The organism is Vibrio stylophorae, assembly GCF_921293875.1.
Taxonomy (GTDB): Bacteria; Pseudomonadota; Gammaproteobacteria; order Enterobacterales; family Vibrionaceae; genus Vibrio_A; species Vibrio_A stylophorae.
In genome coordinates, this window is record NZ_CAKLDI010000002.1 from 299,388 (window position 1) to 319,098 (window position 19,711).

Genomic DNA, 19,711 nt, shown 5'->3' on the forward strand with positions numbered 1-19,711 from the left:
TTTAGCGCTGATACGCCGGCCCAATCAAATCAAGGCAACGGAGCTGAAAGAAACGCTATTTAGCGCAATTCAAGCAAAGAAAATTGATTGGCCCGCACAGAGCAAAAAAGAACCCACAGAGAGTAAAAAAGCGCCGAAGCGCTTTTTGATTGAAGAGTGACAACTCAACACATTGATACCCGTTATTGAGGCTGATGGGTGAGCAGCACCATCACCTCGGCATGCTCAGTATGTGGGAACATATCAAACCATTGCACCTTAGTGACAACGTAACCATCAAGGCGGGACAAATCTTCTGCAAGTGTCTGCGGATTACAGCTAGAGTAAATGATGTGCTGCGGCGCAAAGTGGCTCAACTGTTGGCAAAGCGGCGCACCTAACCCGCGACGCGGCGGATTCACCAAGACCAATTCTGGCGCACTATCGTGCTGCATCGAAAAACCCGTAGAATCAAGGGCTGCAAATGACAAACCCTCAAGACCCATCATTTGTGCTGAGCGTTTGGCACTGGCGATGGCTTCAGGTTCAATCTCAATGCCAGTGACCTTGGTGGTTTCACTGGCGCAATGCAACGCAAATCCACCTACCCCACAAAAGAGATCCCACATGTCACTTGGATTGATCGCACGAACCCATTCTCGCGCTGTGGCATAAAGCTGCTCGGCAACTACGCCATTGGTTTGAAAAAAACTTTTGGGACGCACCACCAGCGGCACGTCATTGAAATACTCCAGCAGATGCGTTTGCTCAGTAAGATATATCTCTTTCTCGCCTTCCAAACGCGCCATATGCACCGGCTGAATATTGGCGGTCACTACCGCAATGGCGGGACACATCTCTTTTAACAGTGGCAAGGCACGCTCAATACGCGCAATGGCATCTTCACTGCGCAGCACCAAACGCAGCATCATAGTGCCACCAGCTAAGTTTTCGCTAAGCAGCACAAACTTTAGCTCGCCTTTTTTCTTTGCCAGATTATAGGGCGGGATCCCTGCTTTTCGAATCCACGCTTCAAGTTGCGCAAGCACGGTTTGCATGCTTTCAGAGTAAAGGGCGCAGTGCGTTAAGCTCAGCGGCTGACCATTGGCATCCATGGCAGCTGCACCTAAACAAGGCGCATGCGCTGCGCCATGCACCACCATTTTTGCTTTATTGCGAAAGCCTGTGGTCGGGCTTTGGATAGGTTCAAGCCATTGCTGCGGCGAAAAAGGCGCAAGCAATTGGCGAAGCGCACTATCCTTTTGCGCGACTTGTTGGGCATAAGGCATCGCAGCAAGCGGGCAAGAGCGACATAAACCTTGTTCTGATAATGAGCAGTGCATGAATTGAGTCTTACTGGTGCTGCGTTGCAGCAAATTAAGGGCGGCGCATTCTACCACTGCCGCCTAAGGCGCGCTAACAAATAATGGATACCGCCTGCCGCGGAAGGTTCGTCGAAAGACAGTCCAAGTGATAACGACGATAAACACCCGCAGCGGATGATTCCCTGCATATACTTAGCATATCAGCTCAATGCATGGCTGCTCTCAATACATGGCGCTAGCAAAGCCGCAATCAAAGAGACTACACATCCACAAACTAAATCGCCTCAAGCTGGCACGAACATACTGTGTCATCAGGCGCTGTCTATCACCTATCGCAAAAGGAGCTTTTATGCCGACCCCGACCAACCGCCAAGCACTTTTAGTGATCGATCTACAACATGACTACTTTCCTGAAGGCAAATTTCCGCTATGGAATACCGCCCAAATCCTTGAAAACATAAAACGCGCTATTGGGCAGGCAAGCGCAAAAGGCATGCTGATAGTTCATATTCAGCATATTGCGGATCCCGCTATGGGTCTGGCACCCTTTTTTAATGAGGGCAGCCTTGGCGCGCAAATCCATCCGCATATAATTGCAGCCGCGCCTAATAGCCCTGTGGTAGTGAAGCATTTTGCTGATAGTTTTGAGCAAACTAATCTCAATGACATACTGCAAGCCCATGATATTGAAACGCTCTATTTGTGCGGCATGATGACGCAAAACTGCGTCACGCATACAGCGCTATCCAAATCTGCTGAAAAGTATCAAGTATCCGTGCTTGCCGATTGCACCACTACGGTCAATGAAATGCTGCATTTAATTGCGCTGCATGCCCTTTCGCCGCGTATTCCACTGTTGCCGTCGGTGCAGGCATTGGCTTAGGCAATCGTCTATATAGACGTAAATAAACAGCGTAAATAACAACAAAACAGCCAACATCAGCTCAGCAATCACCAACAACTGAGCGCAAACTTCACCGTATTTTTATTCCCGCTTTTTCACTCAAGCCATACACGCCATCCCTGAAATGGCGTGTGTGGCGTTTTTCTGTCCAGTTATTGATACGTTCTCCCCCTTCATTAATTTATCGCCTATCAAAACTGAAGATTGCTATTCATTTTCTTATTTATTAATTAGATAGATTGAAAAAACAAACTAAGTTCGCGTATTCAACACGCTGAATTAATTTGTAGTTCAAATCAAAAGAGCGAAATATAGCTATCAGTCCGCTCAGATTTTTAACTGAGCGAATGGTTTTCTTTTAATCCAACCTTATTCGTAAGGAAAAGCAGTAAGAAGAAACATCATGAAACGAACAATGATGAAAACAATCCCCCTTTACGCGCTTGCGCTGTGCGCATTCCCAACATTTGCCGCACCCTATGTTGGTGTCGGCTATGCCCTTGGCTATGCACAGCAAGATCAAAATATTCGATTTAATGAACAGCCAAGCTCAAAGCTGGATCCAAACTTAGAAGATGGCATCGCCAGCCTATTTGCCGGCTATACCTTATCCCCAAGTTGGGCCATTGAGTTGGGCTATCGCCAATATGATCTTGATGATAGCCACACTGCGAATTTAGGCACCGTCAATCAAGGCGGTAAAGATTACTACCACAGTAAAGAGTGGGATGCCTCCGTCGATGCCAAACAGGTTTATTTGGCTCCGGTCTGGCGCTATCAGCTCAGTGAAAAATGGCAAGGACAGATCAAAGCCGGACTAACCTACACCCAGTATCAAGCCTCGCAATCATTGGATAACGAGCTTGAACTCATCACCAATGATGATATTGAAATCAATAACCGTCTTGAGCATCAAAGCAAGGATCACAATCAGTTTGGCGGCCTTGTTTCTGTGGGCGTTGCGTATCAACTTATGCCGCAATGGTTTGTCGGTGGTGATGTGCAATATCAGGCCGATAGCTTTGCGCAGGTCACCGCAATCAATCTCGCGACCCGCTATCAGTTCTAGGGTCTTCTTAACCGTTCTTCATTCTGGAAATATTTTCACCAAGCGTATGCAATCAAGGCAGCCATTGGCTGCCTTTCTCTCCCCTAGGGTTTTCACACTGGGTTTCAATCAGTTTTTTCAAAGCGCACAGCTTTCAAGGCAATCAGTTTCATAGTTTTTTGCTATCAAATGGATAGGTACAGCCGGATTGTTGCACGTGTTTGACGTTGTTATCTTCACTGCAAGCCCAAAGAGAGACAATCCTTATGTTGATTCATACCTATCGCATTGCCTTATTCAATCATTGCCAAGAAAGCGTCGAGTTCAAAATCATCTCGACCAAAAGCCGCGATGAAGCAGAGCTCATGACCCTGTTAGAAAACGACCCGCGTTGTCAGCCTTTTCTAAGCAGCCATAACAAGCAAACCAAAGCATGGCTTTGCGACAGCGACCAATTCCCAAGTTGGTCTCATGAGCAGGACTACCTGATTCAGTTTTAATCACCTATTAAGCGCAGGCGGATTTTTCCAAAATTTATCAACATCATATTGAGCGCCGCCTGTTTTTTCGCACTGCATCCCCTAAATGGGGAATGGGATATCACAATGACTAAAGAAAACCAAAATATGAGCGGTAAATGCCCTGTGATGCACGGCGGCATGACTTCATCGCAAAACTCAAACGTTGCTTGGTGGCCAAATGCCCTCAACCTCGACATTCTTTCTCAGCACGATCACAAAACCAACCCAATGGGCGCAGACTTCGACTATCGCGAAGCTGTGAAGTCTTTGGATGTGGCAGCGCTAAAAAATGATGTTAAAGAGCTGATGACCAACAGCCAAGAATGGTGGCCAGCAGACTGGGGTCACTATGGCGGCTTGATGGTACGTATGGCATGGCACTCAGCAGGTTCATACCGTATTGGTGATGGTCGCGGTGGCGCGAGCACGGGTAACCAACGTTTTGCGCCGCTGAACTCTTGGCCTGATAACGCCAACCTAGACAAAGCACGTCGCCTACTTTGGCCAATCAAACAAAAATACGGCAACAAAATTAGCTGGGCTGATTTGATTGTTCTTGCCGGTACCATGGCTTATGAGTCAATGGGTCTACCATCTTATGGTTTCGGCTTTGGTCGTGAAGATATCTGGCATCCAGAAAAAGATGTGTACTGGGGCTCTGAAAAAGAGTGGCTAGCATCAAGCGACACTGAAAACAGCCGCTACAGCGCGAATAGCGAAGAGCGCGATCTTGAAGATCCATTGGCAGCGGTCATGATGGGCCTTATTTACGTCAACCCTGAAGGCGTCGATGGCAACCCAGATCCACTAAAAACTGCGCAAGATATGCGTGTGACCTTTGCTCGTATGGGGATGGATGACGAAGAAACCGTTGCCCTTACCGCAGGTGGCCACACCATTGGTAAAGCGCACGGTAATGGTGATGCCGCCAATCTTGGCGATGCACCAGAAGGCGCAGATATTGCTGAGCAAGGCTTCGGTTGGCAAAACAACACCACACGTAGCATTGGCCGTGACACTGTCACCAGCGGCATTGAAGGTGCGTGGACCAGCAATCCAACCCAATGGGACAATGGCTTCTTTGAAATGCTACTGAACCACGAGTGGGAACTGACCAAGAGCCCAGCCGGTGCATGGCAATGGGAACCGGTTGAGATCAAAGAAGAGAACAAACCGGTTGATGTGGAAGATGCCAGCATTCGCCACAACCCAATGATGACCGATGCCGATATGGCGCTGAAAGTTGACCCAGATTACCGCGTGATCTCTGAGAAATTCTATAACGACCCAGAATACTTCTCACAAACCTTTGCTCGCGCATGGTTCAAACTTACCCACCGCGATATGGGACCAAAAGCACGCTACATCGGTCCAGATGTACCAGCCGGTGATTTGATTTGGCAAGATCCAATCCCAGCAGGCAACAGCCTTTACAATGTGCAAGCTGTTAAAGCAAAAATTGAAGCCGCTAACCTTAGCATTCAAGAGATGGTGAGCACTGCATGGGATAGTGCCCGTACTTTCCGCAATTCAGACAAGCGCGGTGGTGCTAACGGCGCGCGTATCCGCCTTGCACCGCAAAACCAATGGCAAGGCAACGAGCCTGAGCGTCTTGCTCGCGTACTCAATGTACTGACCCCAATTGCTGAAGAGTTTGATATTAGCGTTGCTGATGTGATTGTGCTTGCTGGTAACCTAGGCATTGAACAAGCGGCGAAAGCAGCTGGTTTTGATATCGAAGTGCCATTTGCACCAGGTCGCGGCGATGCCAGCGAAGAACAAACCGATGTTGAATCATTTGCGGTTCTTGAGCCTGTGGCTGACGGTTTCCGTAACTGGCAAAAACAGCACTATGCATCTGCCCCTGAAGAGTTGATGCTAGATCGCGCTCAATTGCTTGGTTTAACTGCACCAGAAATGACAGTACTCCTTGGCGGTATGCGTGTGATGGGTGCGAACTATGGCAACAGCCTACACGGTGTGTTCACCGATCGCGTTGGCGCACTGACCAATGACTTCTTCGTGAACTTGACCGATATGAACTACAGCTGGAAACCAACAGGCCGTAACTCATACGACATCGTATCTCGCGCAACGGGTAACGTGAAATTCACCGCAACCCGTGTGGACTTGGTGTTTGGTTCAAACTCCATCTTGCGTGCATACGCTGAGGTTTACGCACAAAACGATAACCAAGAAAAATTCGTCAAAGACTTTGTTGCCGCATGGACCAAAGTGATGAATGCAGACCGTTTTGATATCGCGTAACAACATACGTCCAAAGGGACATTTCAGTTAAAACAAAGCCCGCTTTTGCGGGCTTTTTATTACAGGCAATCTTGCACAAACATACGGCTATAGGGGCAAAAGAATACGCCCGGTATAAAATATGCCTGCGCAATGCTCTCCTCTAATGTGGGCACATACCCTTCTTCATAGGGATCAAAGGCAATACTGTAGCTATTAAATTCTTGGTGACAAAAGCGCTGATAAAGCGTTTTAAAAAAAGTGATGATTTCAGCGCTAGCGTACCCAGGATTGGGAGATAACGCGCGATAGCCCTCGCCTTTCCAAAACAGCAATAATGCCGTGCCCGCATCGCACAAAGGATGATCAATCATGGCTTGCAGCGACGGCAATGCATTGTCATCCCAATTATAATGATCAGCCACGACATGCAATTCCTCTTTGCTTTGTAAGCACTCAATCGTCACTACAGCATCATCGTCAATATTCATTTGATCGGCCATATAGCGAACATCGTCATAATCCTCACCTTTAGCTTCACACATCCGCTGCCATGCTGTTTGGCTTGGTATACAACCACATTCAAAGCAGATTGACGCGCGCAGCTTTTGCGCATTGTTTAATTTTTTAGCCATGTTCTTTGTCGTCTTCTTTAACCAGATTTTGAGTCATCAACTCAAGCCGTTTAGCTAGTGATCCTTAAGCAAAATTTGGCAACTTTTATTGCGGCCAAATATGTTCACACATCAATAGCCCCTAAAAACGCCTGAATTTTAATCACGCTTATCAATGACATATCAACAATACCATTGGGACATTGCGCGCATTTGTTTACACCGCAATCGGCTAAAACAAAGTGTCAAAGCAAAGCCCATCTTTAGAAATCAAGCACAAACAAGCTTTTCATGATGAATAGGACTGAAATCAGCAGCGCCCTTTACGATTGGCTTAACAATTGGAATTCAAGTGAATTGCTGTACACAGCAGAATATATCACTCTAAAATAATGATAAGCTCATCAATCAAAGATTGAGCTAAATAACAAATCAATACAAAAAGATAACGAAGCATCAACATGAATCAATATGTCAACGAGCCGTCGAACTACCAGTTACTGATCAAAAATCTGCTTTTTTCTCCAGTGGCATTTAATCCCGAGCAAGAAATTGTTTACGCCAACCACCGCCGCCACAGCTACAAAACCTTTCATCAGCGCGTCAAACAATTTGCCAATGCACTGACCCAAATGGGCGTTAAAAAAGGCGATACCGTTGCTGTAATGGATTACGACTCGCACCGTTATCTTGAATGTTACTTTGCCATTCCCATGATTGGCGCCAAACTCCATATGATCAATGTGCGCCTTTCGCCCGAGCAGATTCTCTTTACCATCGATCATGCGGAAGATGACATTCTCTTAATTCATGAAGAATTTTTGCCAATCCTTGATCAGATCAAAGGTCGCATCGATACCATCACCAACTATGTCGTCCTGCGCGATGGTGAAGGTTGTGAATATGAGCAGCTGCTCGAAAATCAAAGCACCGAATTTCGATTCCCAGACTTTGATGAAAACACCGTCGCCACCACCTTCTATACCACGGGCACCACAGGCATGCCCAAAGGGGTTTATTTTACCCACCGCCAGTTGGTACTCCATACCCTAGGCATTTTGAGCACCATTGGTACCAATGAATCGCAGGGGCGTTTACATCAAGGCGATATCTATATGCCAATCACCCCAATGTTTCACGTGCATGCCTGGGGCCTGCCCTACATGGCAACCATGCTCGGTGTAAAACAGGTCTACCCCGGCAAATATGTCCCAGACGTCTTACTCAATCTTATTGAGCAAGAGAACGTGACCTTCTCGCACTGCGTACCAACGATTTTGCATCTACTTTTGAGCTCGCCAAAATCAAAAGACATCGACTTTTCTCGCTGGAAAGTGGTGATCGGCGGCGCCGCGCTTCCAAAAGCGCTGTGTAAATCAGCCCTTGAGCGCGATATTGATGTATTTGCAGGTTACGGCATGAGTGAAACTGGCCCGATTCTTTCGATTGTACAGCTCTCACCGGACTATCTTGAACTCGACAATGACCAACAGTCCGAGTACCGCTCAAAAACGGGTAAAAAAGTGGCCATGGTCGAGGCGTATATTATCGATGAAGAGATGAATAAGCTGCCGCATGATGGTGAAACCAGCGGTGAAATTGTGGTTCGCGCGCCGTGGTTAACCCCCAACTACTACAAAGACAACAAGAACTCAAAAGCGCTGTGGCGCGGCGGTTATTTACACACAGGTGATGTGGCAACCATCGACAGCGACGGCTTTATTAAGATCACCGATCGCGTCAAAGACATGATTAAAATCTCAGGCGAATGGGTCAGCTCACTCGAACTTGAAGATATTTTGCATCAACACTGCGCCGTGTCAGAAGTCGCTGTAATTGGCATGCCACACAACAAATGGGGCGAAGTACCGCTTGCACTTGTGACGCTCAAAGAAGACGCGCAAGTCAGCGAAAAAGAGCTGGTGAGCTTTGCCAAAGAGTTTATCTCCAAAGGTATTCTGGCCCGCGAAGCCCTGCTGATGAAAATCAAACTGGTTGATAGCATCGCCAAAACCAGCGTCGGCAAAGTCGATAAAAAAGAGCTACGCCGGCTTCATCTGTAATAAATTCATGGGGTCGAATCTGATTTGCACTCAGCTGACGACAAATCGATAGACATGTGACGATAGCCATGTGACGAAATAGAAACATGAACAATTAGTCCGATAAATAGTCCGATGGTTTTGCCACCGGACTATTTGTTTATAGGACTTAAGCGATGACAGCTTCGGTTTCTAAATGGAAGAGATGACAATGCTTCGTTTTAAAATGAAGGGAAATCAAATCACCGCTTTCGACCATCCTATCGGCGTCAAAAGGTAATCGCGCTACCATCTTATTTTTCCCGATATGAAAGTAGAGATATTGCTCATTGCCCATAGACTCCACAACATTGATTCGGTGTTGTTGTGTATTGGTCGATGCATGCGGCTCATCAACCAGTGCTATCTTGATATGCTCTGGGCGCAAACCAAACCAGACCCACTCATTGACCCGTTTACGTGCTAGTTGTTGTTTATTTTGCGGTAGCTCCCAGCAAGTATTATCTTCGCTGACAACGTGCATGATACCGCGACGCTCAACGATTTGTGTTTTGATGATATTCATTGCCGGCGAGCCAATAAACCCAGCGACAAATTTATTGGCTGGATAGTGATATAGGTTCATGGGTGTGTCCACTTGCATGATTTCACCTTTATTCAGCACACAGATGCGATCGCCCAGCGTCATTGCCTCAACCTGATCGTGCGTCACATAAATCATGGTTGCATTCTGCCCTTCAGCTTTTAGATCATTGTGCAGCTGAGCGATACTGACCCGTGTGGAAACGCGAAGTTTTGCATCTAAATTCGATAACGGCTCATCAAATAAGAACACATCGGGCTTTCTAACCATGGCGCGGCCTAACGCAACGCGCTGACGCTGACCGCCGGACATCTCTGCGGGTTTATGATGCAGTAGGTGCTCGATTTCTAGTGTTTTTGCAGCTTCAGAAATACGCTTGTCGATTTCTGTTTTTGGCAATTTTTGCTGCTTCAAGCTAAACGCCATATTCTCATAAACCGACATATGGGGATAAAGCGCGTAGTTCTGAAATACCATTGAAATACCGCGCTCTTTTGGCGGCAGATCATTGACTCGCTTATCACCGATAAAAACATCACCCTCACTAATGTCTTCTAATCCAGCAATCATCCGTAGCGTTGTCGATTTTGCGCAGCCTGATGGGCCAACGAACACCATAAATTCACCTTCATGGATATTCAAATCAATCCCATGAACTGCTTTAAAGCCATTTGGGTAGATCTTTTCAACCTTTTTTAGAATGACTTCTGCCATGATTATTCCTTAATCTAATGCGTTAAATGCTTGAAGGTCGAAATGCGCGACGGAGGAAATCACCAAATCGGCAACAGGCGCTAGTTCATCGCGAAGCGCCGTTCCCGTAAGAACCCCTACTTTTTTTGCGCCCGCACGGTGCCCAAATTCCATATCAGAAACCGTATCGCCAAACATAATGACTTCATGCGGCTCAATACCGCATTGCTGACAAAATGCATTCAACAGTGCTGGCGCTGGCTTTGGCTCAATATCGCCATCGCTATAGCCGATGTAATCAAATAATTCGCTAAGCCCAGCCTTTGCAAGTGAATACAGTGTCGCGTCTTTGGTGTCTGCCGTTGCGATCCCGAGATAGATCCCTTGCTGCTTGAAAGCTCGCAGTTTTTCAGTGACGCCCGGTAACGCTTGAATCCACTCACAATGATGCTTCACCTGCTGATTAAATGCGGCTTTCGTCACCTGAGTGAACGCTGCGATTGAGACATCTGGTGCCAGCATGTCAAACCAAGCTTGCGCTATATCTTCAACAGGATTCGAAGCTAACAATCCGTGATTCAATACCACATCACCTTCGATACCAATGGCTGAGAGTAGCGCGGTAATGGTGACGTTTTGATGACCTTGGTGCTGATTGCTGTAATCTTTAACGACCTGACTTACGCCGTGAGACACATTGAGCCATAGGTTATGAAACTCAAGTAAAGTTCCGTCTTTATCAAACAAAAGTCCTTTAAATTTCATGATGATTCAATCGCTCCATCAGCTCACCCCAAGTCTCAACTAAAGGTGTGATAAACATCGGTTGCCGGCCGTCAAATACAGGGTTGATGCAGCCTTCAAATTCATGGTTATCTTGGCGGCGAATATCAATGCGACACCATGCATAACCTTCTTTGACGTCAAAATATTGCGGCTCCTGAGTGAGCCTATGACGCGCATAAACCTCGCCATCGATGATGATTTCTGCAATGTAATTCATTGCGTCATCTGTCACTGAAAGTGCGTAAGTTAAAGCAACACCTTGCGCATCTTGCCCCGGTAGAATGTCACCTTGATTGATTTGAAAAACTAACCCACAACGACGCTCAACATAAATCCGACCACGACGCAGACCAGAAAGAATGCCTTCACCACTAAGTCCGTGACTAAATACAAACGTTGAAGGGTCGCCATAAATAGAAGGCTCCGTGGCATTGGGATTACGCTCCTGCAGTGCGAGGTGAGAATCACTACCGCCAACCGCAGCGATTCGATGACCGCAGTTCCATAGTTCATTGAGCACTTGAAGCGCCTCATCGGCAGCTTTTGCTGATGTTGGCCATGTGGGATCACAACAAACCTCAAGCGTGGATACTTGACTCAGCTCCATGGCATCAAAGCGCCAGTGCCACGGTTGCATCATCGGGTGGTTAATACTGATTGAACTTTGCCCGAGCTCCGCTAATGCCATCCCAGCCTCAATAACCGCTGCTGCATTGTGCTTCACCTGTCGCAAATCAAGTGAGCGGGCAGCGCCATGAACATTGAAGTGGCCAAGCTCAGTTGTCACTTCAATGCCGGGTAAAAACAGACACTGCTCTGATAGAGGCAGTTTTGAATGACATATGTTGTGCTCAGTGAAAAAGAAGAAATCGAGCCCTTGCGATTCAACAATCGCTTTTGCCACGTCTAAGCTATTATGTCCATCTGAAAGCTGGGTATGCGCATGCAGATCGCCGCGATACCAACGAGCGTCCGCATTGAGCGTTCTGTTATAATCGAACATCAATTGATGCGCTGAATTTGCAACTGACACTACGGGTAAGGTGCATAGGGGAATGTCCGCATCAAACACAATGTCAATTTGATAAGGCATCGTGCGCTCGTGATGACATTCACCTTCGAGGTTATAAAGCGCAAGCGTCCATTGACCTGACGGCAACTCGCCATCAATGGCACCCAAACCTGAATTTTGCACACCAATATGAAGCGATTTTGCGGCGTTATCGAATAAAAACATGCCTCGAAAACCTTGCTTTGCATCATATACAGCTGCGTATAAAAAGCCTTTTGTGATCACACTACCAGTCATACTGACTGACACGACGCCCACAGGAACATCAAAGCCCAACTGCTTTCGACCTGCACTGAGCTCACCATGAAATTGAATCATGAGATTTACCAAATAGTTAAAAGAATCTGAAATAGCCCACTGCACGCACGGGGTGGTCGTGGGCTTTTTTTAAGTTGCAATGAACAGTTACTATGAATGGTTGCTATGAATAGTTGCTATGAACGATTGGCCCGATTGACTCTGTCCAATGCTCTTTGTGCTTTCTTCGCCGCATGCCGAAGTGCTTTTTCAGCGGGAACGTTTTGGATTTGGATTTGGTCCGCTGCGACTTTCAGCGCATCAATAATCTTACCGTTCGTTGGGTCGCGAAAATCTGGCGTTGCTGTGGTTGCTTGCTTCAGTGGCACCAGCGCTTGCGGATTCTCTTTTGTATAAGCTTGATACTCAGGCACAGTTTCAACACTCAACCGCACGGGGATGTAGCCTGTAAACTTCGACCATGTCGCTGTATTTTTGGCATTCGTGAAGAACGCCATAAACTCAAAGGCCCCTTTTGCCGCCGCTTCATCCGTACCTTGTGGCATAACGAAAACCAATGCACCAGCTTGCGGCGCAGAGCGGTGCCCGCCCCAGCCTGGTTGCGAGGTTGCTGCAAGCTTGGAAAAGTCGAGATCGCCCTGATCGCCAGATGAGCCAGTATAACCAAGCGTGTTGTTTTTCATCACATCATCAATGGTTTTGTACCAATACTCCCAACCTTGGCCGCCATGGTGTATACGCATAATTTGATCATCATGAATCCACTGACGAAAGCTCTCCCAAACCGTGACCCACTCTTTTGAGTCAATCAGAACCTTATTTCCATCATCACTGATCACCTTCGCACCATTTGAAAAGGCAGCATCAATCATGTTTTCAGGCCCCCACATCGGTTCCCAACCATAAAAAGTGGTATTGCCACGGTCATCGCGCTGTGTGACTTTCGCTGCAACCCTTGCCACACCTTGCCACGTGCTTAAATCTTGTTCATCAAAGCCATGTTCTGCCAACACATGCTTGTTGTAATAAAACACCTGCGTCGTACCGTATGCTGGTAAGCCGATAATGGTGTCATCTTCTGCTGTCACTTGGTTTTTAAAGGCACCGACAAAATCAGCAAAATTAAAAGCATCATCCATGTAGGGTGCAATATCGCGACTCAGACCACGCAGGTGCATGGCATGCGCTCTGCTAGAATCGAGTAATACCAGCTCTGGCGCAGTACGAGACGCAAGGCCAGCTTGCAGTTTTTGGTAAGTTTCGGTGTAGTTCCCTTGCAGCGCAGGCTTAATCACATATTCCTCTTGGCTTGAATTAAATTCCGCAATCATTTGAGTCATCATTTGCTGTGGTTTCGTACCACCTGAGTACCAAAAATTAACCTCTGTTTTCGCCAAAACCTGATGAGAGAACATCGAGGCACCAGCACATAACAATGCGAGTGTATGTCGTTTCATTTTCGTTTACTCTTTTACGCCGCTATCGGCGATACCTGAAAGAATCGTCTTTTGACAGATGATAAATAGAATGAGCAAAGGCATGACGGCGATAGTACTCGCCGCCATAATTTGCGACCAATTCAAGCCATAGTTCCCTTCAGCAATAAAATAGTGACGAATCCCCGTGGCAATGAGATTCAACTCTTGCGTTGTGATCACAAGGCTCGGCCACATATAGCTGTTGTAGTTCGTGATAAAGGTAATTAAGAAAAGGGTTGCGATCGCCGCTTTGCATTGCGGCAGCAAAATCTTCCATAGAATTTTCAGCTCGCCTGCGCCATCAATACGTGCCGCTTCAATCAATGATGGATGAATCTTGAGAAACACTTGGCGTAAATAAAACACCCCAAAAATCGAGGCGGCATTGGACACCACCAATCCCATGTGAGAATCAAGCAATCCAAGCTTTGCAAGCGTCATATAGGAAGGGATATAAGTCACCGCACCTGGCAACATGTAACACCCCATCACCACAAAGTAGATCAGCGTTTTTGCTCGAAACTTCAATTGCGTTAGCGCATAGGCGAACATCGCTGAGTTGATGATCACCAATAACGTGGTAAGCAGCGCGACTGTAAAACTGTTAAAGATATACAAACCAAAGGGTGTGCTTTGAAAGGTTTCAATAAAGCTCTGCCAGCGAAAGGTTTCTGGGATCAGATTGAGCGGGCTTGCGAATATCTCATCGTTACTTTTCAGTGCGCCTGAAAGCATCCATAAAAATGGGAAAACCATGATGCTGCCGCAGGTCGTCAAAAACAGATGTTTGAAGCACACCACGCCTGATACGCGATCAATCTTGCTTACTTTTGCTCGCGTGAATGTTGTTTGTGAACGTCGCGCCATGCTGATGGTCAGCACGTTATCCATAACTTGCGTTGTCATACTTGAATCCTTAGTAATAAACCCAGCGTTTACCTATGTAGGTATTCGCTAATGCCAACAAACCCGTGATAATAAAAATAACCAGTGATGTTGCCGCAGCTGGCCCCATCTCATAACGCTCGAACGCTTGCTGATAGAACAAATAGAGCAAGGTGCGCGTCTCACCACCTGGACCGCCTTGCGTCAGGATCTGAAATTGATCAAAGGCCTGCACCGCAGTAATGCTATTCACCACCACTAAGAAAAACGTGGTTGGTGAAACCAATGGCAAAGTAATCTTGATGAAATAAGTCCAAGGGCTGCAGCCATCAATTAACGAGGCTTCATAAAGGGAGGATGGGATTTTGTTCAGCGCGCTGATATAAAACAGCATGGTCCAACCTATTGCTTGCCAAATGGTCACAATAATCACGGCAATCATCGCCGTATCACCATGTTCAAGCCACGCGATGCTTTCAAATCCAGCCGACATCAATAACTGGTTTGCTAAGCCCGCTTTCGATTCAAAGACCCATGACCAAATAATAGAAACGGCCACCGTGGGGGTAATCCAAGGAGAAAAGATCACCGCACGATAAAATTGGCTACCTGCAAAGTTTTTGTGCAATAAAAGCGCGAAGACAAGACCAAGCATCACGGTTGGAATCACCACACCAAGTGAAAACCAAAAGGTATTCAATAAGGCTTGTGTGAATTCGAAGTCTTCAATCATATATTGGTAGTTTTCGAACCCGATAAAGTCATAATCAGGCGAGATATAATCCCAATCGGTAAAACTGATATAGATGGAATAACCGAAAGGCATGAGCCAAAACATCACTAAAGGCACAAGTAAAGGTGCAGTAAAAAGAAGCACCTTGAATCGGTTATTCATCTGTTGTGAAAAAGCAGACATAACGTTCTCTTTGTTCTGTGTATGCCGTTAATTTAGGCGAGCAATGTGACAAGTCTGCGCGGCTGTTCTTCATATTTTTTATGGTCAGCCATAAGAAAATCTTTACTCTGCATCAGCCAGCTCAATTTGGTGATAAAGCCAGTCACAGAAAAAATTCACTTTGGCACTGCGGCAATGTTTCGTAACGAGGTAGTGCCCTGAGTCAGATGGCATTGAAGCATCAACAGCTAAAACGAGATCTTTCTTTTTGAGCAATGTTGAAACGGCAAGGGAGCGAACAAGCAATACGCCAATGCCCTGTTTTGCCGCTTCAAGGGCATGGAGTGAATTACTAATTTCCAGCTGAATTTGCGGAAGTTCTGTACTCAATTGATTGTGGCTAAGCCACTGCATCAAATTTTCTTGATAACCTTTCACCTGAACAGCGGGCAGCTTAGAAAATGCATTCGCATTCAACTGCGCCTGATATTGCTGCTTAAATGCGGGGCTACAAACCAACTGCCAATGCTCTTGGAATAGACGTTCATAGCTGGTCTCTTCACTGTCGACTTTGCCATTGGTGATCTCGATATCGACATTTTCACATGGGTTTGTCGATGGCCAATCAACAAGCTGAATATCTAAGCGAATAAACGAGTATTGCTGGTAAAAGGAAGGCAAACGAGGCAATAACCAATTATGACAAAAGGTATGATTGACACGCAGACTTAAAACATCCGTCTCTTTCTCGCCAAATAAGATCTGAGTTTGCAGCTTCAGATGCGCGAGTGAGCCAGAGACAATCGGTTGATAATGTTGCGCCGCAGATGTGAGTTTGACGCCTCGTTTTCCGCGCTCAAATAATGTCGCCCCAAGAAAGCTCTCTAAGCTTTTAAGTTGCTGACTCACGGCGGCTTGAGTTACGCATAACTCGCGCGCCGCTGCGCCAATCGATCCCAGGCGTGCTACTGCCTCAAATGCCACCAAGGCACGTAATGGAGGAAGCATAAATTCACCGAATTGAAATAAAAAATAAATTACTTCAATCAAGTTTCAGTTTTTATAACAATCTATTTCAGATTGATGACGGATAGAGGCATTGAGGTAGAAGTATAGAGGGTTAAAACTGAGCTCATAACGTTTGTAAAAGCCGGAATCGCTATGAATTCGACTGACTCATCCTATGTTCTTCATCGGCGTGTATGAAAAGACACCACGTACAAAGCGTTAGATAGCGACCAAACCACACTGTGAATATAATTTATCATCAATAAGATAAGTCATTCACCAGCAAATCAGGGGCCAATATGCTATGCAAATCTAATCAAAAATTCGTCTAAATCCTTTGCTATAACATTCAACATTTCCTTTTCAGACTGTTGAAGAACTACCGCATGATACGAAAATTTTTTGCGCAATTGTTCATAGCTTAATTGATATCTATCTCCACTCAAGATTGTTTCAATCGGATTACCATATCCCCTAAAAAAACCGAGAAAACCAGACCTTTGGTCTAAACAACTCTTTATTGCTCCTGCGATATTGACTATGTCCTGATAGTCATCGCAAAACTGTCGTAAGAGTGCTTGATAATTAGATTGAAATCCATTGTCTAAGGCGATGCTTATCTTCAATTCATTGATTTGTTCAAAGAGAGAAGACAAACGCAGATAAAGATCTGAAACATCTATCTGAGCAATTAATCCCATATTCCGCTTATAATTGCGCTCATGAAAATCCAAATTTCGTGTATTTTTTTGAGTTTCATCAATAATCTTAATCATTACATTTTGAATAATTTCAATACATCATCCTGATAGCTCACTCAATTTCCCCATCTAAACATAATGTAAACGATATAGTTAAACATTAAAGAAATTTGGTCAAATATGAATGACTACAAATGTTATGAATAAAAGTTCTAGCCAGATATGAGGTGAGAATTGTTTTGTACCATCCACTCGCCCTTCAATTAATGATCCACAAAATGTCCACACAGCATGCACATCAGGGTATCTAATTGACATTTAACATCGCTGGAATCCGCATTTTTACTGGGATGAGGAATGATGAGTCTTAGTAAAAGATACAACAAAGCCCACTTTCGTGGGCTTTTTTATTACTAGGCACTAGCAATTATGCACGGCCAGTAAATTTGCGCTCTTCAACGTTGATGCGAATACGTTCGCCAGTTGAGATGTGCTCAGGCACTTGAACAACAAGACCCGTGGTCAATGTTGCTGGCTTGGTACGTGCAGTTGCAGATTGACCTTTGATTGAAGGATCAGTTTCAGCAATTTCCAACTCAACAGAAGCAGGCAGTACGATAGATACAGGTGCGTCGTTCACTAGAACAACCAAGATGCCTTGAGTATCTTCATTGATGAATAGCACTTCATCAGCAATTGATTCTTTGTTGATGTTGTACGAAGTGTAATCTTCGCTATCCATGAATACGTACTCGTCACCATCGATGTATGACAGTGTAGAAGGACGACGGATCAAATCAGCAAGAGTTAGCATGTCTGAATCTTTGAAAGATTCATCCAATTTCGCGCCAGTCACAACGTCATACATACGCATACGGTAAATACTGCCACCTGCGCGACCTTGTGGTACAGAACGCTCGATATCTTTTACAAAGTAAACGCCGCCATTGATTTCAACAGCCGCATTTTTTTTGATTTCACTTGCCTTTGGCATGAGGGTCAATCTCTGAAAATTTGAAAAAACAAAGAATACTACAAATCTTGCAAGGCGCAAGACTGGCTCAGTTCAAAAACAGCGACTTTCAGCACTAATTGTGTGGTTAAACTGCGCTTTTGATGATTGATTCATCAGTTCCTATTCACTGAAGAAAAAACAGCCAACATAGTATCGCGACAAAATACTCAGCAAAGAAAAAGCCAAGCATTGCTTGGCTTTTTCTTTCAACGCGAATTACTTACTTTCGACAGGTTTTGGGCCATCCGGTGCAAGTAATACCACAGTACCTTTTAACGCAACGCCAGCAAGCATGGCGCCCGCACCACACTGGAAGGTTTCGCTGCTACTTGTAAGGTGGTCTTTATAGTTTGATTGAATATTGATCACGGCATTACCGCCCTGCTCAATCGCTGTATTTTTCAGCGCAATCATTGCAGATAGAAAGACCCAATTGCAGGCCTCTTCATCGCTTTTAAATACAGAGCTGGTTTTTTTGTTCGTTTTTACATTCACAAAGCTTTTAATCACAGTGCCATGGGGCTGATCACCAAAGTAAAAGGCAACATCCGTTCCTAATTTTTCCTTGGCATCTTGCGAGCTCATCGCTGGTGCAATCGCATAGTCACCAATATCATCACGTGCTTGCGCCTGCCCAGCACTCAGCGCCAAAATCGATAGCAGTAGTAATCCGATTTTCTTCATTGTTATCTCTCTTTATTTTTGTCCATTCTTCACTGTGCGTACCCTAGCAAGCCGATTGACATCGCGCTATTTCAGCCAAAAAGAATTGAAATGCTCTCGCGGTTTTAATCGCACTCAATGCAAACCGACCACCAATTCGCGACTTCGCGCAAAAATCATACAGCCATATCATACATGCCAAGGTGCCGCGCAATGCCGACCTACCTTACTTGATTTATCGACTGATTTGTCAAATAAATGCCATGTCTTCATTGACATGAATCTATCGCTCAAAGTTCAAACACATTTTGCGATAGTAGGCAGTTGAGAGAGAAATAATGACGAATTGCTTTGCTTTCACTGTGTATTTAGCGCCAGATATGTAGATGCGCATACCAGATATAAATACGCCGAAATGCGTCCGTATTGAAATCGTCAACGCTTTACTCTGCCGCTTTCTAGTAGATAAAAATAAAGCCGCATTATGCGGCCCTATTTTGATAATTTCGATTGGAATAAATCGTAATTATGACAAGTTGGCTTTTTCGACAGCAGCTTGACCTTTACGACGCTCAATCTCTTCAGCAACGGCAATATGAACACATTGCTTGTTCACAGGGTTTAGATATGTACCCAAAGATTTCACAAGAACCAAAGCTACTGGGAAACCAACGATAGTGATGCACAAACCTACAATTTGGAAGATGGTCACAATCGTCATCAAAAGACCCAATGGGAAATAAAGCACCATGACGATCGTTGAATATGCTTTCCACGCTTTGTTTTGCTGCACATTGAGATCGCTTTTGCTCACCATCGCACGACCAAAGGGGCACAATAGGAATTTCGAAAATTGAATCAAGCCCAGACCAATAGGCGCTGCCACAACAGTAATGGTTAAAAACAAACCGCAAAGAAAAACACAAAATGCACTAATGAAACCAAAGAATGGAAAATGCCAAAGAATATTCCCTAAAAGACGCATCCTAACCTC

The 19,711-nt window shown here is 45.5% G+C and carries 18 protein-coding genes; 5 read left to right on the forward strand and 13 right to left on the reverse strand.

All coding sequences use genetic code 11. The features are described from left to right. Positions 1-182: 182 nt before the first annotated feature. Positions 183-1,352 carry a 23S rRNA (uracil(747)-C(5))-methyltransferase RlmC gene (gene rlmC / locus L9P36_RS15030; RefSeq protein ID WP_290368716.1) on the reverse strand — a complete coding sequence of 390 codons (1,170 nt, stop codon included), beginning with the start codon at positions 1,350-1,352 and terminating at the stop codon, positions 183-185. Between the two features lie 301 nt (positions 1,353-1,653). On the opposite strand from rlmC, the gene L9P36_RS15035 reads away from it, so the two are divergent. The 4 genes from L9P36_RS15035 (at position 1,654) to katG (ending at position 6,045) form a co-directional block, all read left to right on the forward strand. Then, positions 1,654-2,187 carry a cysteine hydrolase family protein gene (locus L9P36_RS15035; RefSeq protein WP_237468373.1) on the forward strand — a complete coding sequence of 178 codons (534 nt, stop codon included), beginning with the start codon at positions 1,654-1,656 and terminating at the stop codon, positions 2,185-2,187. Positions 2,188-2,626: 439 nt separating this feature from the next. After that, entirely contained in the window at positions 2,627-3,277 is a 651-nt protein-coding gene (locus L9P36_RS15040; RefSeq protein ID WP_237468375.1) for an AcfA family outer membrane beta-barrel protein, read from the forward strand. 245 nt (positions 3,278-3,522) lie between these two features. Continuing rightward, positions 3,523-3,756 (forward strand): hypothetical protein, encoded by a 234-nt coding sequence (locus L9P36_RS15045; RefSeq protein ID WP_237468377.1) that lies wholly within the window; start codon positions 3,523-3,525, stop codon positions 3,754-3,756. A 105-nt stretch (positions 3,757-3,861) separates the two neighbouring features. Next, a complete protein-coding gene (gene katG / locus L9P36_RS15050; protein WP_237468379.1) occupies positions 3,862-6,045 on the forward strand; it encodes a catalase/peroxidase HPI in 2,184 nt (727 codons plus the stop codon). 59 nt (positions 6,046-6,104) lie between these two features. Here the strand turns inward: katG and L9P36_RS15055 are convergent, their stop codons facing one another. After that, entirely contained in the window at positions 6,105-6,659 is a 555-nt protein-coding gene (locus L9P36_RS15055) for a DUF4274 domain-containing protein (RefSeq protein ID WP_237468380.1), read from the reverse strand. Between the two features lie 440 nt (positions 6,660-7,099). On the opposite strand from L9P36_RS15055, the gene L9P36_RS15060 reads away from it, so the two are divergent. Further along, entirely contained in the window at positions 7,100-8,701 is a 1,602-nt protein-coding gene (locus L9P36_RS15060; protein WP_237468382.1) for a long-chain fatty acid--CoA ligase, read from the forward strand. 148 nt (positions 8,702-8,849) lie between these two features. Here L9P36_RS15060 and L9P36_RS15065 read toward each other — a convergent pair whose 3' ends face one another. The 11 genes from L9P36_RS15065 to L9P36_RS15115 form a co-directional block, all read right to left on the reverse strand. Further along, a complete protein-coding gene (locus L9P36_RS15065; protein WP_237468384.1) occupies positions 8,850-9,977 on the reverse strand; it encodes an ABC transporter ATP-binding protein in 1,128 nt (375 codons plus the stop codon). Positions 9,978-9,986: 9 nt separating this feature from the next. Then, a complete protein-coding gene (locus L9P36_RS15070; RefSeq protein ID WP_237468386.1) occupies positions 9,987-10,721 on the reverse strand; it encodes an HAD family hydrolase in 735 nt (244 codons plus the stop codon). Further along, on the reverse strand, positions 10,711-12,132 hold the full coding sequence (locus L9P36_RS15075) for a CehA/McbA family metallohydrolase (protein WP_237468388.1): 1,422 nt from the start codon (positions 12,130-12,132) through the stop codon (positions 10,711-10,713). The genes L9P36_RS15070 and L9P36_RS15075 overlap by 11 nt, the downstream gene beginning before the upstream one ends. Positions 12,133-12,248: 116 nt before the next feature. Then, positions 12,249-13,529: an extracellular solute-binding protein gene (locus L9P36_RS15080; RefSeq protein ID WP_237468390.1), complete on the reverse strand. Its 1,281-nt coding sequence runs from the start codon at positions 13,527-13,529 to the stop codon at positions 12,249-12,251. Between the two features lie 6 nt (positions 13,530-13,535). Next, positions 13,536-14,456, reverse strand: coding sequence for a carbohydrate ABC transporter permease (locus tag L9P36_RS15085; protein ID WP_237468391.1), 921 nt, complete (start codon positions 14,454-14,456; stop codon positions 13,536-13,538). Positions 14,457-14,466: 10 nt separating this feature from the next. Beyond that, complete coding sequence (locus tag L9P36_RS15090; RefSeq protein WP_237468393.1) at positions 14,467-15,351, reverse strand: carbohydrate ABC transporter permease; 885 nt, start codon at positions 15,349-15,351, stop codon at positions 14,467-14,469. Between the two features lie 102 nt (positions 15,352-15,453). Then, positions 15,454-16,338 carry a LysR substrate-binding domain-containing protein gene (locus L9P36_RS15095; protein WP_237468394.1) on the reverse strand — a complete coding sequence of 295 codons (885 nt, stop codon included), beginning with the start codon at positions 16,336-16,338 and terminating at the stop codon, positions 15,454-15,456. A 302-nt stretch (positions 16,339-16,640) separates the two neighbouring features. Next, complete coding sequence (locus L9P36_RS15100) at positions 16,641-17,114, reverse strand: hypothetical protein (protein ID WP_237468396.1); 474 nt, start codon at positions 17,112-17,114, stop codon at positions 16,641-16,643. A 352-nt stretch (positions 17,115-17,466) separates the two neighbouring features. After that, a complete protein-coding gene (gene efpL, locus L9P36_RS15105; protein WP_237468397.1) occupies positions 17,467-18,033 on the reverse strand; it encodes an elongation factor P-like protein EfpL in 567 nt (188 codons plus the stop codon). Between the two features lie 237 nt (positions 18,034-18,270). Next, the gene (locus L9P36_RS15110; RefSeq protein WP_237468399.1) at positions 18,271-18,738 is read right to left on the reverse strand and encodes an excinuclease; all 468 of its coding nucleotides are present in this window, start codon (positions 18,736-18,738) and stop codon (positions 18,271-18,273) included. Between the two features lie 505 nt (positions 18,739-19,243). Beyond that, positions 19,244-19,702 carry a YccF domain-containing protein gene (locus L9P36_RS15115; protein ID WP_237468401.1) on the reverse strand — a complete coding sequence of 153 codons (459 nt, stop codon included), beginning with the start codon at positions 19,700-19,702 and terminating at the stop codon, positions 19,244-19,246. Between the last annotated feature and the right edge of the window lie 9 nt (positions 19,703-19,711).

What these genes read in the sequence shown, in the direction of transcription:
- L9P36_RS15045 (WP_237468377.1), top strand. Translation starts at nt 3,523, where the DNA reads ATGTTGATTCATACCTATCGCATTGCCTTATTCAATCATTGCCAAGAA.
- L9P36_RS15080 (WP_237468390.1), bottom strand. Translation starts at nt 13,529, where the DNA reads ATGAAACGACATACACTCGCATTGTTATGTGCTGGTGCCTCGATGTTC.
- L9P36_RS15070 (WP_237468386.1), bottom strand. Translation starts at nt 10,721, where the DNA reads ATGAAATTTAAAGGACTTTTGTTTGATAAAGACGGAACTTTACTTGAG.
- L9P36_RS15090 (WP_237468393.1), bottom strand. Translation starts at nt 15,351, where the DNA reads ATGTCTGCTTTTTCACAACAGATGAATAACCGATTCAAGGTGCTTCTT.
- katG (WP_237468379.1), top strand. Translation starts at nt 3,862, where the DNA reads ATGACTAAAGAAAACCAAAATATGAGCGGTAAATGCCCTGTGATGCAC.
- L9P36_RS15085 (WP_237468391.1), bottom strand. Translation starts at nt 14,456, where the DNA reads ATGACAACGCAAGTTATGGATAACGTGCTGACCATCAGCATGGCGCGA.
- efpL (WP_237468397.1), bottom strand. Translation starts at nt 18,033, where the DNA reads ATGCCAAAGGCAAGTGAAATCAAAAAAAATGCGGCTGTTGAAATCAAT.
- L9P36_RS15095 (WP_237468394.1), bottom strand. Translation starts at nt 16,338, where the DNA reads ATGCTTCCTCCATTACGTGCCTTGGTGGCATTTGAGGCAGTAGCACGC.
- L9P36_RS15100 (WP_237468396.1), bottom strand. Translation starts at nt 17,114, where the DNA reads ATGATTAAGATTATTGATGAAACTCAAAAAAATACACGAAATTTGGAT.
- L9P36_RS15040 (WP_237468375.1), top strand. Translation starts at nt 2,627, where the DNA reads ATGAAAACAATCCCCCTTTACGCGCTTGCGCTGTGCGCATTCCCAACA.
- L9P36_RS15065 (WP_237468384.1), bottom strand. Translation starts at nt 9,977, where the DNA reads ATGGCAGAAGTCATTCTAAAAAAGGTTGAAAAGATCTACCCAAATGGC.
- L9P36_RS15115 (WP_237468401.1), bottom strand. Translation starts at nt 19,702, where the DNA reads ATGCGTCTTTTAGGGAATATTCTTTGGCATTTTCCATTCTTTGGTTTC.
- L9P36_RS15110 (WP_237468399.1), bottom strand. Translation starts at nt 18,738, where the DNA reads ATGAAGAAAATCGGATTACTACTGCTATCGATTTTGGCGCTGAGTGCT.
- L9P36_RS15060 (WP_237468382.1), top strand. Translation starts at nt 7,100, where the DNA reads ATGAATCAATATGTCAACGAGCCGTCGAACTACCAGTTACTGATCAAA.
- L9P36_RS15035 (WP_237468373.1), top strand. Translation starts at nt 1,654, where the DNA reads ATGCCGACCCCGACCAACCGCCAAGCACTTTTAGTGATCGATCTACAA.
- L9P36_RS15075 (WP_237468388.1), bottom strand. Translation starts at nt 12,132, where the DNA reads ATGATTCAATTTCATGGTGAGCTCAGTGCAGGTCGAAAGCAGTTGGGC.
- L9P36_RS15055 (WP_237468380.1), bottom strand. Translation starts at nt 6,659, where the DNA reads ATGGCTAAAAAATTAAACAATGCGCAAAAGCTGCGCGCGTCAATCTGC.